Genomic DNA, 502 nt, shown 5'->3' with positions numbered 1-502 from the left:
AAGCAGCCGCCCGCCCCGCCCTCGTCCGCGTGGATCGCCGGCGTCCGCGGCTCCGGCTTCACGCTGCTGGTGATGGGGATCATGATCCTCGCGGTGGTCGTGCTCGCCCCGAGCATCAAGAACTTCGTCGAGCAGCGCGCCGAGATCGCCGAGCTGCAGCGCTCGGTCGACGCGGCCAAGACCCAGGCGCAGAACCTCGACGAGCAGCGCACCCGCTGGTCCGACCCGGCGTTCATCCGCGCGCAGGCCCGCGAGCGGCTGTACTTCGTGATGCCCGGCGAGGTGAGCTACCTCGTGCTCGACGACGTGACGCTCGCCCAGCAGGCGCAGCAGCCCGCGAGCGACACGGTGCAGGAGACCCCGAGCGACTGGGCCGGCTCCCTGCTGTCCTCGATCGCGGTCTCGGGCCTCGGCGAGCCGACCGCCGACGAGCTGACACCGACTCCGTAGCTCCCGCCCGACCCCGTCGCTCCCGCCCGGCCCCGCGTACACTGGAGCGTCC

1 protein-coding gene is annotated in these 502 nt (G+C 72.7%); it reads left to right on the top strand.

The genetic code is table 11. The features are described from left to right. On the top strand, positions 1–450 hold a 450-nt coding region (locus C5C71_RS17125), incomplete at its 5' end, for a septum formation initiator family protein (protein ID WP_104251219.1). Between the last annotated feature and the right edge of the window lie 52 nt (positions 451–502).

The organism is Rathayibacter sp. AY1C1 (assembly GCF_002932105.1).
Lineage (GTDB): Bacteria > Actinomycetota > Actinomycetes > Actinomycetales > Microbacteriaceae > Rathayibacter.
Note: the sequence above shows the minus strand (reverse complement) of the source record. Positions and strands in the feature narration are given on the sequence as shown.